The 14300-nt window shown below is 70.5% G+C and carries 16 protein-coding genes; 12 read left to right on the forward strand and 4 right to left on the reverse strand.

The features are described 5' to 3' along the window. The first annotated feature begins 26 nt into the window (after positions 1–26). From AC07VM_RS04010 to AC07VM_RS04025, 4 genes are read left to right on the forward strand one after another with little or no spacing between them, the layout of a single operon-like run. Positions 27–878, forward strand: a complete 852-nt coding sequence (locus tag AC07VM_RS04010) for a tryptophan 2,3-dioxygenase (protein ID WP_267415811.1) — start codon at positions 27–29, stop codon at positions 876–878. Beyond that, complete coding sequence (locus AC07VM_RS04015; RefSeq protein ID WP_494910059.1) at positions 878–1837, forward strand: amidohydrolase family protein; 960 nt, start codon at positions 878–880, stop codon at positions 1835–1837. The genes AC07VM_RS04010 and AC07VM_RS04015 overlap by 1 nt, the downstream gene beginning before the upstream one ends. A gap of 1 nt (position 1838) precedes the next feature. After that, complete coding sequence (locus AC07VM_RS04020; RefSeq protein WP_494910060.1) at positions 1839–3113, forward strand: kynureninase; 1275 nt, start codon at positions 1839–1841, stop codon at positions 3111–3113. After that, the gene (locus tag AC07VM_RS04025) at positions 3103–3945 is read left to right on the forward strand and encodes a PaaX family transcriptional regulator (RefSeq protein ID WP_494910061.1); all 843 of its coding nucleotides are present in this window, start codon (positions 3103–3105) and stop codon (positions 3943–3945) included. The genes AC07VM_RS04020 and AC07VM_RS04025 overlap by 11 nt, the downstream gene beginning before the upstream one ends. Here AC07VM_RS04025 and AC07VM_RS04030 read toward each other — a convergent pair. Then, positions 3914–4915: a LacI family DNA-binding transcriptional regulator gene (locus tag AC07VM_RS04030; RefSeq protein WP_494910062.1), complete on the reverse strand. Its 1002-nt coding sequence runs from the start codon at positions 4913–4915 to the stop codon at positions 3914–3916. The genes AC07VM_RS04025 and AC07VM_RS04030 overlap by 32 nt on opposite strands. A 167-nt stretch (positions 4916–5082) precedes the next feature. Between AC07VM_RS04030 and AC07VM_RS04035 the strand changes: the two genes are divergently transcribed. Genes AC07VM_RS04035 through AC07VM_RS04050 form a run of 4 tightly spaced genes read left to right on the forward strand, consistent with a single transcriptional unit; the run spans position 5083 to position 10535 of the window. Then, on the forward strand, positions 5083–6372 hold the full coding sequence (locus AC07VM_RS04035; protein WP_494910063.1) for an extracellular solute-binding protein: 1290 nt from the start codon (positions 5083–5085) through the stop codon (positions 6370–6372). After that, positions 6353–7291 carry a carbohydrate ABC transporter permease gene (locus AC07VM_RS04040; protein WP_494910064.1) on the forward strand — a complete coding sequence of 313 codons (939 nt, stop codon included), beginning with the start codon at positions 6353–6355 and terminating at the stop codon, positions 7289–7291. Before AC07VM_RS04035 ends, AC07VM_RS04040 begins: the two co-directional genes overlap by 20 nt. After that, positions 7288–8166, forward strand: a complete 879-nt coding sequence (locus tag AC07VM_RS04045) for a carbohydrate ABC transporter permease (RefSeq protein WP_494910065.1) — start codon at positions 7288–7290, stop codon at positions 8164–8166. Before AC07VM_RS04040 ends, AC07VM_RS04045 begins: the two co-directional genes overlap by 4 nt. A gap of 44 nt (positions 8167–8210) precedes the next feature. Then, a complete protein-coding gene (locus tag AC07VM_RS04050; protein ID WP_494910066.1) occupies positions 8211–10535 on the forward strand; it encodes a beta-xylosidase/alpha-l-arabinosidase in 2325 nt (774 codons plus the stop codon). Between the two features lie 4 nt (positions 10536–10539). On the opposite strand, the gene AC07VM_RS04055 is transcribed toward AC07VM_RS04050, so the two are convergent. Next, a complete protein-coding gene (locus AC07VM_RS04055) occupies positions 10540–11025 on the reverse strand; it encodes an FBP domain-containing protein (RefSeq protein WP_267415819.1) in 486 nt (161 codons plus the stop codon). A gap of 297 nt (positions 11026–11322) precedes the next feature. On the opposite strand from AC07VM_RS04055, the gene AC07VM_RS04060 reads away from it, so the two are divergent. Beyond that, a complete protein-coding gene (locus AC07VM_RS04060; protein WP_494910067.1) occupies positions 11323–11670 on the forward strand; it encodes a hypothetical protein in 348 nt (115 codons plus the stop codon). A 33-nt stretch (positions 11671–11703) separates the two neighbouring features. Here the strand turns inward: AC07VM_RS04060 and AC07VM_RS04065 are convergent, their stop codons facing one another. After that, positions 11704–12060 carry a four-helix bundle copper-binding protein gene (locus tag AC07VM_RS04065; RefSeq protein WP_494910068.1) on the reverse strand — a complete coding sequence of 119 codons (357 nt, stop codon included), beginning with the start codon at positions 12058–12060 and terminating at the stop codon, positions 11704–11706. 249 nt (positions 12061–12309) lie between these two features. On the opposite strand from AC07VM_RS04065, the gene AC07VM_RS04070 reads away from it, so the two are divergent. Next, positions 12310–12516: a CsbD family protein gene (locus tag AC07VM_RS04070; protein ID WP_494910069.1), complete on the forward strand. Its 207-nt coding sequence runs from the start codon at positions 12310–12312 to the stop codon at positions 12514–12516. Between the two features lie 74 nt (positions 12517–12590). On the opposite strand, the gene AC07VM_RS04075 is transcribed toward AC07VM_RS04070, so the two are convergent. Beyond that, positions 12591–12755, reverse strand: a complete 165-nt coding sequence (locus AC07VM_RS04075; protein ID WP_017201713.1) for a hypothetical protein — start codon at positions 12753–12755, stop codon at positions 12591–12593. 121 nt (positions 12756–12876) lie between these two features. Here AC07VM_RS04075 and AC07VM_RS04080 point away from each other — a divergent pair, with 121 nt between their 5' ends. Both AC07VM_RS04080 and AC07VM_RS04085 read left to right on the forward strand, forming a co-directional pair. After that, positions 12877–13143, forward strand: a complete 267-nt coding sequence (locus tag AC07VM_RS04080) for a DUF7218 family protein (protein ID WP_494910070.1) — start codon at positions 12877–12879, stop codon at positions 13141–13143. 8 nt (positions 13144–13151) lie between these two features. After that, positions 13152–14276, forward strand: a complete 1125-nt coding sequence (locus tag AC07VM_RS04085) for a carboxylate-amine ligase (protein WP_494910071.1) — start codon at positions 13152–13154, stop codon at positions 14274–14276. Positions 14277–14300: the final 24 nt, after the last annotated feature.

Genomic DNA, 14300 nt, shown 5'->3' on the forward strand with positions numbered 1-14300 from the left:
CGCCACGGAAGTGATATGTTCGGCGTATGCACACCGAGAACGAACGCGCCCTCGAGTCCGGCATCGTCACCGACCTGTCGGGCCGGATGACCTACGGGTCGTACCTGGCGCTGGACCAGCTGCTCACGGCGCAGCATCCGGTGAGCGAGCCCGAGCACCACGACGAGATGCTGTTCATCATCCAGCACCAGACGACCGAGCTGTGGCTCAAGCAGCTCCTGCACGAGCTCTCCTCCGCACGGGAGCTGCTCGCGCGCGATGACCTGCGCGAGGCCCTCAAGCGCATCGCCCGCGTCAAGCGCATCCAGGACGTGATGACGCAGCAGTGGTCGGTGCTGGCGACCCTCACCCCCACCGAGTACGCGCAGTTCCGCGGCGCGCTGGGCAACTCGTCCGGGTTCCAGTCGGTGCAGTACCGCGCCGTCGAGTTCGCGCTCGGCAACAAGAACGAGAAGATGCTCAAGGTCTTCGCCGACCACCCCGCCAACCTCGCGCTGCTCACCGCCGAGTGGGAGAAGCCGACGCTGTACGACGAGTTCCTGCGCTTCGCCGCCCGTCGCGGACTGCCGATCCCCACCGAGATCCTCGAGCGCGACGTGCGCGAGCCCTACCGCGAGACGCCGGGGCTCGTTCCCGCGATCCGCGAGATCTACCAGGACCCGAGCCGCTACTGGGACCTGTACGAGGCGTGCGAAGACCTGGTCGATCTGGAGGACAACTTCCAGTTCTGGCGCTTCCGGCACCTCAAGACCGTGGCCCGCACGATCGGCATGAAGGTCGGCACCGGCGGCTCCAGCGGCGTGGGCTTCCTGCAGCGCGCCCTGGATCTGACCTTCTTCCCCGAGCTCTACACCGTGCGGACGGAGATCGGCAGCTGATGCGGGCCGCCACGTTCTTCGACGGCGACGGCTGGCGCGAGGGCGTCGCCGAGGTCGTCGACGGGCGCGTGCGGCTGCGCGCCGAGACCCCGGCGGTCGGACTCCCGCGGCTCGACGGCGTCGTCACCGGCGGCTTCACCGACCAGCACGTGCACCTGCAGCTCGTCGACCACGCGCTGCTGGCCGATTCGCTGCTCGGGCGGGTGGTCGACCTCGGCGGGAGCCCCGGGGTGCTGCGCGATCTCGCAGGACGCCTCGTCTCGCCCCGCCTCGACTTCGCAGGGGCTTTCCTCACCCCTCCGGGCGGCTACCCCTCGGATCGCTCCTGGGCTCCGGCCGGATCCGTGCGCGAGATCCCGGATGCGGATGCTGCCGCCGACGCGGTCGCCGAGATGGCCGAGGCCGGCGCCTCCTGCCTCAAGGTCGCCGACAACAGCACGGCAGGACCCGTCTTCCCGGACGCGCTCCTCCGCACGATCGTCGAGCTCGCGGCGGCCCGGACGCTGCCGGTCGTGGTGCACGCGGAGGGACCCGGCGAGGCGCAGCGTGCCGCCCGCCTCGGCGCCGCCAGGCTCGCGCACGCCCCGTTCAGCGAGCGCCTCGACGACGCGGAGATCGCCCTCCAGGCCTCGTCCCTCGCGTGGATCTCGACCCTGTCGATCCACGACGGCGCCGATCGCGCGACCGCCATCGACAACGTCCGACGCTTCCATGCGGCGGGCGGCACCGTGCTCTACGGCACCGACATGGGCAACGGCCCCACCCCCGTCGACCTGAACCAGAGCGAGATCGCGGCCCTGCGCGCGGCCGGACTCGACGACGACGCCCTCCTGCGCGCGCTCGCCCCGGTCGACCCCCTCGACCCCTCCTCCCTCCTGCTGCTCCTCCCCGGTCGCGCCTCCGCGACCGCCGACATCCGCAGCGCCCGCCCGCTCACCCCCGCCGACCTGAAGGTGTGACATGACCGCTCCCCGTGAATCCGACCCCCGCGACGTCGCCCTGCTCGATGCGGCCCGCGCCCTCGACGCGGCCGATCCGCTGCGCGGCCACCTGGACGCGTTCGCCGAGGCCCCCGGCGTGACGGCCTACCTCGACGGCAACTCGCTCGGCCGTCCCCTGCGCGACGCCCCGGAGAAGCTCGCGGCGTTCGTGCGCGAGGACTGGGGCACGCGGCTCATCCGCTCCTGGGACGAGCAGTGGATGGCGCTGCCGATGGAGCTCGGCGACCGCATCGCCCGCACAGCCCTCGGCGCCGCGGCCGGTCAGACCGTCGTCGCCGACTCGACCAGCGTGCTCATCTACAAGCTCATGCGCGCGGCCCTCGGACGGGTCGAGGGAACCGATGACGGAGGGACGCCCCGCACGGAGCTCGTGATCGAGGCGGGCAACTTCCCCACCGACCGGTTCCTCGCCGAGGGCGTCGCCGCCGAGACGGGGATGACGCTGCGGTGGATCGAGCCCGACCCGGTGTCCGGCGTCACGGTCGCGGACATCGAGGCGGTCGTCTCCGAGCGCACCGCCCTGGTGTCGCTGAGCCACGTCGACTACCGCTCCGGTGCTCTCGCCGACATGCGCGCGATCACGGCGTCCGTGCACGAGGTCGGCGCGCTGATGATGTGGGACCTGTGCCACTCGGCGGGCGTCGTCCCGATGCAGCTCGACGAGTGGGGCGTCGACATGGCCGTCGGCTGCACCTACAAGTACCTGAACGGAGGGCCGGGCTCGCCCGCCTTCGCCTACCTGCGCCGCGATCTCCAGGGCGTGCTGCGCCAGCCGATCCAGGGGTGGTGGAGCGCGGCCGACATCTTCGCGATGGGCCCGGAGTATGTCCCGTCCGACGACATCCGCCAGCTCCTCAGCGGCACCCCGCCGGTGACCTCGATGCTCGCGATGCAGGGGATGCTCGACCTCATCGAGCAGTCCACGATCGAGGGCGTGCGGGCGAAGTCCCGGTCGCTGACCGACCTCGCGGTGCGCGCCTACGACGAGGTCCTCGCGCCGCTCGGCGTGCGGCTGCTGAGCCCGCGGGATGCCGATCTCCGCGGCGGTCACGTGACGATCGGCCACCCCGACTTCCGTGAGGTCACGCGCCGGCTGTGGGCCGAGGGCATCATCCCCGACTTCCGCTTCCCGGACGGCATCCGCCTCGGACTCTCCCCGCTGAGCACCTCGCACGTCGAGACGATCACGGGCGTGCTCGCGGTGCGCGACGCCCTGGAGTCCGGTGACTTCTGACCGCGGGGATGCGCCCGTCCTGGACGACATCGATGCGCGTCCCGGCAGCACCGCCTCGCTGCTGCGGACACTCGTCGGCGTCTTCCTGCGCCCGCTCGGCGGGTGGATCTCGGCGGCCGACCTGGTCACGCTCGCGGGTGAGCTCGGCATCCCGCCCGCGCAGGCACGCACGGGTATCACCCGACTCAAGCAAAAGGGGCTGCTGCTCGCCGAGCGCGGCGACGCGATCGGCTACCGGCTGAATCCGGCCGCGGTCGGGATGCTGGAGCGCGGCGATCGCCGCATCTTCGAGATGCGCGAGATGACGGACGCGGATCCGTGGTGCCTGGTGTCGTTCTCGATCCCCGAGAGCGCGCGGAGCGTGCGGCATCAGCTCCGCCGTCGGCTGCAGTGGATCGGCGCGGGAGTCGTCTCGCCCGCGCTGTGGATCTGCCCCGGGCACCTCCGGGACGAGGCCGCACAGATCCTCGAAGAGCTGGATGCCCGCCGCTGGGCGACCCTCTTCCAGGCGTCCGCCCCCGCGCCGGCCGGCACGCTCGTCGACGCCGCGGCGCAGTGGTGGGACCTGGAGGCGCTGCGCTCCGACCACCTCGCCTTCCAGGCCTCGCTCGACGCGCTCCCCGCCGAGCCGTTCGCCGCCTATGTGCAGCTCATCGACCGGTGGCGGGTGCTGCCCTACACCGACCCCGGGCTGCCCCCGTCGATGCTGCCGGATGACTGGCCGGGACGCCGCAGCTTCGACGAGTTCGCCCGCCTGTCCGCGGCTCTCGCCGAACCCGCGTGGGAGCGCGTGCGCGACCTCAGCCGTGCAGACGGGCGGTCGTCGCCCTGACGACGAGACGGGTCGGGAGCGTGACGTGCGTCTGCTCGACCTCTCCCCCGCCGAGGAGCGTGAACACCATGTCGGCGGCGACGGCGCCGAGCCGCTGCATCGGCTGACGGATGGTCGTCAACGGCAGCGCACGCCGGGACGCCTCGGGCACGTCGTCGAAGCCGATCACCGAGAGGTCCTCCGGCACCCGCAGCCCCAGATCGTGCGCGACGTCGATCACCGCGATGGCCGACAGGTCGTTCGCGGCGAACACCGCGGTGGGGCGCGCAGGGCCCGCGAGCAGCACCCGGGCCGCCTCCCTCGTCGTCTCCAGCTCGTAGCGGCCCAGCCGGACCAGCGACGGGTCGACCGGGATGCCCGCGTCGGACAGCGCCCGCCGGTAGCCCGCGTCGCGCAGCCCGGCGGAGCGCAGGTCGGGCCGTCCGCCGAGGAACCCGATCCGTCGATGGCCGAGTTCGATGAGGTGGCGGGTCGCCGTGAGGGCGCCGCCGAAGCTGTCCGACTCCACTGTCGGCAGATCGGCGCGGCCGGTGTGCGGGTCGATCGCGACGACCGGGATCTCGGTGGCCGCACTCACGACCGTCGGTGTCACCATGATGGCCGCGTCGATCAGCGTGCCCGAGAGGCGGCTCAGGGAGCGGCGCTCCCATCCTTCGCTGGCGCCGTGTCGGGAGCCGCTGTACGCGAGGAGGTCGAAGGCGGTGTCGTGCATGGCGGCACCGACACCCTTCAGGATCTCGGCGCTGAACGGCTCGAAGTCGGCGAGGAGCACGCCGACGACCCCGGTCCGACGCGCGCGCATGCTGCTCGCGACCAGGCTGGACTCGTAGCCCAGCTCGCGCACCGCGTCGAGCACCCGCTGCACGGTGGCATCCGCGATCCCGTAGCGCCCGTTCACGGCCTTGGAGACGGTCGACACCGACACCCCGGCCGCCCTGGCGACGTCGTGGATCGTCGTTCTCCCGCTCATGACTGGTCAGCGTAGACCTCGGGGACGGCCAGAAGGAAACTGTTTTCGAAAACGTTTGACGGCTCTGTCTCCCGCCAGAAGACTGCTACCCACCGCGACCTCGCCCGAGTCGTCGTGGGGCGCCCGCACCGACGCGGCGCGCAACTCTCGATGAGGAGAACAATCACATGATCAGCAGAAGGCTCCCCCTCGCCTCCGCGGCGGTTCTCGCCGTCGGGGCACTCGCCCTCTCCGGCTGCACGGCGAACGACTCCGGCGACGACGGCGGCTCGACCAGCATGACCCTCTGGCACAACTCGACGACCGGCCCCGGGGTCGATTTCTGGAAGCAGACCGTCGCCGACTTCGAGAAGGAGAACCCCGGCGTCACGATCGACATCCAGTCCATCCAGAACGAGGATCTCGACGGCAAGCTGCAGACCGCGCTCAACTCGGGCGACGCCCCCGACATCTTCCTGCAGCGCGGCGGCGGCAAGATGGCCGCCATGGTCAAGGCCGGCCAGCTCAAGGACCTCACCGACGTGATCAGCGGACCGGCGGCCGAGGAGATCCCGGATGCCGCGTACTCGGCGAGCAGCCTGAACGACAAGATCTACGCGATGCCGATCGCCGTGCTCCCGGGCGGGCTCTTCTACAGTCAGGACCTGTTCGACCAGGCGGGGATCACCGAGAACCCCACCACGATGGACGAGCTGGAGGCGGCGACCGGGGCCCTGCGCACCGCCGGCGTCGAGCCCATCGCCCTCGGCGCGAAGGACGCCTGGCCCGCCGCCCACTGGTACTACTGGCTCGCGCTGCGCGAGTGCAGCCCCGACACGCTCGCGAAGGCCGCCGACGAGGGCGACTTCAGCGACGACTGCTGGGTGCGTGCCGGTGAAGACCTGCAGGACTTCGCAGCGACCGAGCCCTTCAACTCGGGATTCCTCACGACCACGGCGCAGCAGGGCGCCGGCAGCTCCGCCGGCCTCATCGCCAACCACCAGGCGGCGATGGAGCTGATGGGCGCCTGGGATCCGGGCGTGATCGGCTCGCTGACCCCCGACCAGAAGCCGCTCCCCGACCTAGGCTGGTTCCCCTTCCCTGAGATCGAGGGCGGAGAGGGACTCCCCGGATCGATGATGGGCGGTGTCGACGGGTTCTCCTGCTCGGTCGACGCCCCCGCCGCGTGCGGCGACTTCCTGAACTACCTGGGCACGTCCGAGGTGCAGACCGCGTACTACAAGGCGTTCAACGCCCCGCCCGTGAACACGGTGGCGCAGGAGGCGGTCACCGAGCCGTACCTGAAGACCATCCTGGAGACCTACAACGCGGCCCCCTACGCGTCGCAGTGGCTCGACACCGTCTACGGACAGAACATCGGCAACGCCCTGAACGTCGCCGTCGTCAGCATGCTGGCGGGACAGGGAACACCGGAGGACATCGTCAAGGCTGTCAAGGATGCCGCGGCGAAGGCGTGAGGCGACCGCCCGGCTGGAAGTGATCCTTCTGGCCGGGCCCGCCCTGCTCGTCTTCCTCGCCTTCGTCATCTTCCCGGTGCTGATGGCCGCGTTCTACGGCTTCTTCAGCTGGCAGGGATACGGACCGCCGACGGAGTTCGTCGGCCTGAAGAACTACCTCACGATCCTGCAGGACCCGCTCTTCCACGACGCCCTCACGCACAACGGGATCATCCTCGTGATGTCGCTCGTGCTGCAGGGGCCGGTCGCGATCGCGCTGGCGCTGCTGCTGAACCGGCGGATGCGCGGGCAGTCGCTGATCCGTGTGCTGATCTTCGTCCCGTACGTGATCTCCGAGGTGGTCGTCGGAACCGGCTGGAGCCTGATGCTCCAGACCAGCGGTGCCTTCAACGCCCTGCTCACCGACATGGGACTCGGCTTCCTGGCGAACGACTGGCTGTCCGATCCGAGCATCGCCATCTGGACCCTCATGGCGATCATCACGTGGAAGTACGTGGGCTTCGCCGTCATCCTCTTCCTCGCGGGCCTCCAGGGGATCCCCGAGGAGCTGTTCGAGGCGGCGGCGATCGACGGCGCCTCGTACTGGCAGATCCAGCGGCGCATCACGCTGCCGCTGCTGGCACCGACGCTGCGCATCTGGGCGTTCCTGTCGATCATCGGGTCGCTGCAGCTCTTCGACCTCGTGTACATCATCTGGGGGCAGTACATCGCCTCCACCGCCGGCACCTCGACCATGGCCACGTACATGGTCTCCGAGGGGCGGAACGCCGGCAACTACGGATACGGGAACGCCGTCGCGGTCGTGCTCTTCCTGATCTCCCTCGTCGTCGCCCTGATCTATCAGCGGGCGGTCCTGCGACGTGACACCCAGGGCGCGCTGACGGGATCCTCCACCCGACGGAAGAAGAAGGACCGATGACTGCCACCTCCGTAATCGTCACGCGCCCCCGCGGCCTCCGGGGGCGCGCACGCCCGCGGCTGCCCTGGGCGAACCCGGCGGTGTACTTCATCGCTCTGATCGCCGTCGGGCTGATGCTCGCCCCGATCGCGTACATCATCGTCGGCGGGTTCCGCACCAACGCCCAGATCACCGCCGACCCCGCCGGGCTGCCGCAGCCGTGGGTGTTCGCGAACTACCTCGACGTGCTCACGGGCGACATCTTCTGGCGCCAGGTGCTCAACTCGCTCGTCGTCGCCCTGTCGACCACCCTGGGCGTCGTCGCGCTCGGGCTGATGGCCGCCTACGTGCTCGCGCGGTATCGGTTCGCCGGGCGCGGAGTCCTCTACGCGTTCTTCGCCGCGGGTCTGATGTTCCCGCTGACCGTCGCGATCACACCGCTCTACATCGTCGTCCGCAGCCTCGGTCTCATGAACTCGCTGGGCGGGGTCATCCTCCCCCAGATCGCGTTCGCGCTTCCGACGACGATCATCATCCTGGTGCCGTTCCTGCGCGCGATCCCGGACGAGATCCAGGAGGCGGCGTTCATCGACGGATGCAGCCGCCTCGGCTTCTTCTGGCGGATGGTGCTGCCGCTCTCCCTCCCCGGGGTGATCACGACCGGCATCCTGGCGTTCATCGGGAGCTGGAACGGCTATCTGCTCCCGCTGTTCATCCTCAACGACGCCGCCTCCTTCACCCTGCCGCTCGGGGTGCAGTCGTTCGCCTCGCAGTACTCGGTCGACACCGCGAAGGTGCTGGCGTTCACTTCCCTGTCGATGATCCCCGCGCTGATCTTCTTCAGCCTGTTCGAACGGCGCATCGTCGGCGGCCTCACGGGCGCGGTCAAGGGTTGACCGCGCAGCCGCACCGCACGACCCCGCATCAGAAAGAGAGAACCGTGTCCCCTCACCGCCTTCCCCGCCTCTCCCCCCGCGTCGAGGCGCTCCTCGGGCAGATGACGCTCGAGGAGAAACAGGCACAGCTCGTGGGGTTCTGGGTCGACCAGGGCGACGAGGTGGTGGCCCCGCTCGCGGGCGAGAAGAAGAGCTCGACCAGGTACGAGGAGGCGAGCGTGCACGGCATCGGGCACCTCACCCGCGTCTACGGCACCCGGCCGGTCGATCCGCGGGAGCGCGCGCACTGGCTGTGGGCGGAGCAGGCACGGCTGCAACGGGAGACGCGGCTCGGCATCCCGGCCATCGTCCACGAGGAGTGCCTCACCGGCCTCGCGGCCTGGCAGGCGGCGACCTTCCCGACGCCGCTGGCCTGGGGCGCCTCCTTCGACCCCGAGCTCGTGGAGCAGGTCGGCGCCGCGATCGGTGCCTCCATGCGGGCCCTGGGCATCCATCAGGGGCTCGCACCGGTCCTCGATGTGATCCGCGACCCCCGGTGGGGGCGGGTGGACGAGTGCATCGCCGAAGATCCGCTGGTGGTCGGAACGATCGGCACGGCCTACGTCCGTGGACTCCAGAGCGCCGGGGTCCACGCGACGCTCAAGCACTTCGTCGGCTACTCGGCCTCCCGCGCCGGGCGCAACCACGCCCCCGTGCACGCCGGGCCGCGAGAGATCGAGGACATCCTCCTCCCTCCCTTCGAGATGGCCGTGCGCAAGGGCGGAGCCCGCAGCGTGATGAACTCGTACACCGACATCGACGGCGTGCCCGTCGCCGCGGACCCGCGCTACCTCACCGGGGTGCTGCGGGAGCGCTGGGGCTTCGACGGCGTCGTGGTGTCGGACTACTTCGCGGTCGACTTCCTGCGCAGCATGCACCGGGTCGCCGCGGACTCGGCCGACGCCGCACGACTCGCGCTCACGGCCGGCATCGACGTGGAGCTCCCCTCGCCGGACGCCTACCTCACCCTCGCGGATCAGGTGCGCGACGGTCGGCTGCCCGCCGCGGTCCTCGACGCGGCGGTCGGCCGCGTCCTCGCCCAGAAGGAGGATCTCGGGCTGCTGGACGCCGACTTCTCGCGTCCGCCCACGGACATCGACCTGGACTCTCCCGCGCACCGTGCGCTCGCGCGCCGACTGGCGGAGGAGTCGGTCGTGCTGCTCCACAACGACGCGGTCCTCCCCCTGGACCCCGCGACGGCCGCCCGCATCGCGGTGATCGGCCCCAACGCCGACAGCGCCGAGGCGCTGATGGGCTGCTACTCCTTCGTCAATCACGTCCTCGCGCACCACCCCGATACGCCGCCCGGGATCGCGTTGCCGACCGTCCTCGAGTCGCTGCGCACGGAGTTCCCGCACGCGGAGATCACCCACACCGCCGGATGCACCGTGGACGGCACCGAGCGCGACGGGATCGCCGGTGCGGTCGCTGCGGCGGACCAGGCGGACCTTGCGATCCTGGTGGTCGGCGATCGCGCCGGGCTCTTCGGCCGCGGAACGGTCGGCGAAGGGAACGACGTCGAGTCGCTCGAGCTCCCCGGCATCCAGCGCGAACTGGTCGAGGCGGTGATCGCGACCGGGACGCCGGTGATCCTGATCACCATGACCGGACGCCCCTATGTGCTGGACTGGGCGCTTCCCGCCCGCGCCGGAGCGGTCGGCGCGATGGTCGGCCTCGGCGCCGTGAACTCCCCGGCTCCGACGGCCGGGACCGCCGAGCCCGAGGCCGCCCGCCCCGTCGCCGTGCTGCAGACGTTCTTCCCGGGCGAGGAGGGCGGACCGGCGCTCGCGAGGGTGCTCAGCGGTCGCGTCTCGCCGTCGGGTCGGCTGCCCGTGTCGTTGCCGCGGTCGGCCGGCGCTCAGCCGTACTCCTATCTGCACCCGGTGCTCGGCGGTCGGGCCGACGTGACCAGCGCCGACCCGACGCCCGTGCGCCCCTTCGGCTTCGGGCTCACCTACACGTCGTTCGCGCACGAGGATCTGACGGTCGACCCGGTCGTCGCTCCCGGGGGACGGCTGCGCGCATCCGTCCTGGTCCGGAACACGGGCGGGCGCGAGGGCGTCGACGTCGTGCAGCTCTACGCCCACGACGAGGTCGCGAGCGTGACCCGCCCGGTCGCCCAGCTGCTCGACTTCCGACGGATCGCCCTGGCCGCGGGAGCCGAGGAGCGCGTGAGCTTCGACGTGCCGATCGAGCGCCTGTCCTTCACCGCCGTCGACGGCGAGCGCGTGGTCGAGCCCGGGCGGATCCGGCTGTGGGTGGGCGGCGCCTGCGACGACGAGGAGGCGGTCTCGACGTTCGAGATCGTCGAGACCGCCCCGATCGTCTGACGCGCTACCCGGCGACCTCGGCGAGGAACCCCGCGACGTGCTCCTGCAGGCGCAGGATGCGCAGGTCGCGGGCGAACTCGCGGTCGAAGCCCTGGTAGGCCAGCGGCGGCAGGATCCGCACGTTCCGGTTGCAGCCGAACTCGGCGCAGGTGAGCACGCCGACGCTGTCGCCCTTGCGCCCGGCGGGCCCGGCCTTGCGGGCGACGAACAGCTGGACGTCGTTGCGGAGCGTGACGTCTTCGCACCACGAGCACTGGGCTCTGGCGATCACACGCTGCTCGGCGCGCTGCAGGAAGACGCCGACCGGGGCGTCGTCGATCCAGGTGACGACGTAGGCCCGACGGGGCATCTTCGGGTCGACCCAGCCGAGGAAGTCGAGCGGCTCGAAGTCGAGCTCGGCGAAACCGGGCGGCAGGGTGAGGTCGGAGACCTCCTTGCGGGAGGCGTTGAGGAAGGAGGCGCGGATGCCGCGCTCGTCGATGGGACGCATGGGAGTGGTGCTTTCGGAGTGGTCGCCGCGAGGGCGAGTCGATCGGAGGAAGGATCCCGGCGACGGATGCCGGGTACGACGCGACACCGGGGACGGGGGTTCCGCCTCCGGTGGGTCCTCAGCCTCTGTCCGCGGCGCGGAAGGCGCCTGCGGCTCCGTTCTGCGCCCCGAGGGCGCTCATCGACGACAGCACCCGGCGAGCTTACACCTGTTTGTTTCACTCCGTGTCGGCCCGCCTGGGCACCGCGGAGAAGGCGACCTAGTCTTTCCGGAACGTCGAACAAGAAGGAGACCACCGTGTCCACGCCGCTGAACCGCCTTTCGCCCCTCCCGGTGCGTGAGCGTGCGGCGTGCATGTGCAGTCACGGCGGTCGGTGCTCCTCGTTCGCCCCGGGCCACGCCCTGCATCTGATCCAGGCGCGCCTCGCCTCGGCGACGCCCACCGACTGGGTCGACGCCCTCGTCGAATCCACCGACGCCGTCTCCGGCGACCTCGTCGTGCGGACGCTCGACGGCGACGCCCACGCGCTCTGGAACGGCTCCGGCGCTGCGCTCGAGGCCGTTCCGGGCACTCCGGTCGCCCTGCATGCGCGCTACGGCGTGCTGGCCGTCGGCGGCACGCCGTTCAACGTCGCCGCCGTCTGACCTCTCGCGTCGCCCCCTGACCGGATCGGGCGCTCAGGCGCTCACCATCAGCATGTCCTTCATGGCCGTGCAGGCATCCATGCAGGCCTGGCACGCCTGAGCGCACATCCGGCACACGTCGCTCTCGTCGGCGTGCCGGGCGCACGCGTCCATGCACGTCTTGCACATCGCGATGCAGGCGTTGAGCATCGCCATCATCGACGCCGGGGTCATGCCCTGCATCCGCATCATCGACCGCATCATCGTGTTGCACATGTCCGCGCAGTTCATGCACGCCGGCGAACAGTCCATCATCTGCGTCGAGCACACCGTGCAGGCCTGCTCGCACGCGGCGCACGCATCCATGCACGCCTGCATGACGGCCATGTCCATCATCTGCATGTCGGGCATCGACTCCATGTTCTTCGACATGGCGCCCATCATCATCGAGTCCATCGCACACCGCTTCCTTCATCGAGGTCCGCGGGCAGGACCACCCGCCTGGCGCCAGGCTAGTCGTTCCACGGGCCCGCGTCGATGGGCCGCCATCGATGGGGCGGAACGTTGACATGGCCCGCGCGGATTGTCAATCCCGTGGCCCCTTCTCGGGAGGAGTGGAAGGCTCGTGACCAATCGATCCGCCTACGAGAGGAGCAGCACATGAGTGCCGCAGATGACATCAAGAACGCCGCCGAGAAGGCCGCCGGAAAGGTCAAGGAAGGCGTCGGAAAGCTCACCGACAACGAGAAGCTCGAAGCCGAGGGCAAGGCGGATCAGGTCAAGGCCTCGGCCAAGCAGGCCGGTGAGAACGTGAAGGACGCCGCACAGAAGACCGGAGACAGTGTGCGGGACGCGTTCGACAAGTAACGCTCCCCACATGGAAAGAGGTGAGACCCGCCAGTGGCGGGTCTCACCTCGATCGGGTCAGACCTTCAGTGGTGTCAGACCTTGCGGCTGCCGCTGATGGCTCGAATCAGCCAGGCGATCACAGCGATCGCGAGGAGGACGAGCCCGACCCACAGAAGGAACTGGAGCGACTGCACCAGTCCTCCGGTGATCGCAAGGATCACTGCGACGACGATGACGATGATCAGGAGGATGTTCATCGGTCTTTCCCTTCTTTCGGGGCGCGAACGCCCGACTGCGGTGCCTCCACGCTAGCCGCGGGAGCCGATCTGCCCGAGGGGGTTGACTTCCACCCTCCGAGTGCGCGAAGGAGCAGAGCACGTGCCAGGACGACGCAACAATTCACTGAAGGATCCCGAGCTGTACGAAGAGCTGCGGGATGACGGCGCCTCCAAGGAGAAGGCCGCGCGCATCTCGAACGCGGCGGCGACGGAGGGACGCAGCGCGGTCGGTCGTCGCGGCGGAGAGCACGGCGACTACGACGACTGGACCGTGCCGGAGCTGCGCCAGCGAGCCAAGGAGCTGGGGCTGACCGGCTACAGCGGCAAGCGGAAGTCCGAGCTGATCTCCGCCCTCAGGAATCACTGAGGCTCCGGATGGCGCGCTTCGGCATCGAGGAGGAGTTCCTGTTCCTCGATGAGCATTCGCTGGTGCCCGTCACCCTGGCCTCCGGCACACGCGAGCGCATCACCCGGATGCGGACCGGCGGCGAGGTCACGCGCGAGTACCTGAGCTCGCAGATCGAATGCCTCACCGAGCCGGTGTCGACGGCGGCCGACGCGGAAGCGCAGCTGCGCCACCTGCGCGGCCTCATCGGCTGGCATGCCCAGGAGCAGCACGCGATCGCCGCCGGCACCGGCACTCCCTACGCCACGACCCGCTCCTCCGCGGTCTCCCCTTCTCCGCACTACGACGACGTCGCGGAGCAGCTCGGCCACCTCACCCGCGACCACGAGGTGAACGGGCTCCACGTCCACGTGGAGGTGGGCGACGACGAGGAGCGGGTGCGCGCGCTCGACCGGGTGCGGGGCTGGCTCCCGGTGCTGCTGGCGCTGACCGGCAACAGCCCGTTCGTGCACGGACGGGACTCCGGCTTCGCGAGCTGGCGGAGCATCCTGATCCGACGACTGCCCTCGTCCTGGTGCCCGCCGCGCTTCCGCGACTACGACGACTACCGTGCGCAGGTGCGACGGCTCATCGACCTGCGCGCGATCACCGAGACCGCCTCGCTCTCCTGGGCCGTGCGGATCTCGGAGCGCTTCCCCACCGTCGAGGTGCGGGTGTTCGACGCGCAGCTGACCGCGGAGGACTCCGTGTTCGCGGCGCTGCTCTCCCGCGCGATCGTGCTGACCGACGATCACCGGCAGGAGCACGTCGGCGTCGACGGGATCGACGCCTCGCTGTGGACGGCGGCCCGTCGCGGCATGGACGCCCGGCTGATCGACCCGACGACCGGCGAGGTCGACGACGCGTGGGCCGTCGCCGACCGGATGCTGGCCGTGATCGCTCCCGCGCTCCGCGAGAGCGGGGACGAGGATCGCGTCGGCGAGGGATTCGCCCGGCTGCGCACGCTCGGCACCGGCGCCGACCGGCAGCGTCGTACGGTCGCGGAAGAGGGACCCGCCGGACTCGCGCGACTCCTCGTCGCGGGCACCCCGGTACCGCACCCGGTACCGCCCTCGCCCCCGCGGCCCGATCCGCAGCCGTCACCGGTCCCCTGACCCGCCCCGACGTCCGCCACCGGG

It is taken from the genome of Microbacterium sp. GW821-FHT01D02 (genome assembly GCF_059422585.1).

Coding starts and splice junctions, on each gene's coding strand:
- AC07VM_RS04045 (WP_494910065.1), top strand. CDS start 7,288: ATGACTGCCACCTCCGTAATCGTCACGCGCCCCCGCGGCCTCCGGGGG.
- AC07VM_RS04035 (WP_494910063.1), top strand. CDS start 5,083: ATGATCAGCAGAAGGCTCCCCCTCGCCTCCGCGGCGGTTCTCGCCGTC.
- AC07VM_RS04055 (WP_267415819.1), bottom strand. CDS start 11,025: ATGCGTCCCATCGACGAGCGCGGCATCCGCGCCTCCTTCCTCAACGCC.
- AC07VM_RS04070 (WP_494910069.1), top strand. CDS start 12,310: ATGAGTGCCGCAGATGACATCAAGAACGCCGCCGAGAAGGCCGCCGGA.
- AC07VM_RS04030 (WP_494910062.1), bottom strand. CDS start 4,915: ATGAGCGGGAGAACGACGATCCACGACGTCGCCAGGGCGGCCGGGGTG.
- AC07VM_RS04020 (WP_494910060.1), top strand. CDS start 1,839: ATGACCGCTCCCCGTGAATCCGACCCCCGCGACGTCGCCCTGCTCGAT.
- AC07VM_RS04010 (WP_267415811.1), top strand. CDS start 27: ATGCACACCGAGAACGAACGCGCCCTCGAGTCCGGCATCGTCACCGAC.
- AC07VM_RS04015 (WP_494910059.1), top strand. CDS start 878: ATGCGGGCCGCCACGTTCTTCGACGGCGACGGCTGGCGCGAGGGCGTC.
- AC07VM_RS04065 (WP_494910068.1), bottom strand. CDS start 12,060: ATGCCCGACATGCAGATGATGGACATGGCCGTCATGCAGGCGTGCATG.
- AC07VM_RS04075 (WP_017201713.1), bottom strand. CDS start 12,755: ATGAACATCCTCCTGATCATCGTCATCGTCGTCGCAGTGATCCTTGCG.
- AC07VM_RS04040 (WP_494910064.1), top strand. CDS start 6,353: ATGCCGCGGCGAAGGCGTGAGGCGACCGCCCGGCTGGAAGTGATCCTT.
- AC07VM_RS04085 (WP_494910071.1), top strand. CDS start 13,152: ATGGCGCGCTTCGGCATCGAGGAGGAGTTCCTGTTCCTCGATGAGCAT.